The sequence below is a fragment of the Mesorhizobium sp. M4B.F.Ca.ET.203.01.1.1 genome, assembly GCF_004791025.1.
GTDB classification, from domain to species: Bacteria; Pseudomonadota; Alphaproteobacteria; order Rhizobiales; family Rhizobiaceae; genus Mesorhizobium; species Mesorhizobium abyssinicae.
Map to the genome: position 1 here is coordinate 1 of NZ_SRUO01000155.1, position 340 is coordinate 340.

1 protein-coding gene is annotated in these 340 nt (G+C 64.1%); it reads left to right on the plus strand.

Features of this window, described 5'->3' with window-relative positions; translation table 11 throughout:
- Nucleotides 1-340, plus strand: a 340-nt coding sequence (locus EN846_RS34090) for an efflux RND transporter permease subunit (RefSeq protein WP_135928132.1), incomplete at both ends; no start/stop codon positions are given.

The window sequence follows — 340 nt, forward strand, 5'->3', positions numbered from 1 at the left end:
GAACGCCGTCAAAGGGCAGAACGCCGTCGATCCGGCGGGTAATGTAGACACCGGCCTGCGCTCGGTGCGCATCTCGGTCGAGGGGGACGTCACCAAGGCCGCCGACATCCGCGAGCTGAGGCTCCGTTCCGGCAGCCAGGTGACGCGTCTCGGCGACATCGCCACCGTCTCGTCCGGCCTCGAGGATCCTTACGAACGCAAATACCGCTTCAACGGCCATGAGAGTGTCCAGCTTGGCGTGGTCATGGCCAAAGGTTTCAACGTCAGGGACGTCGGCAAGGACGTCGAGGCGACCTATCAGCGCTTCGAGGCAGGATTGCCTTACGGCGTGTCGGTCGAC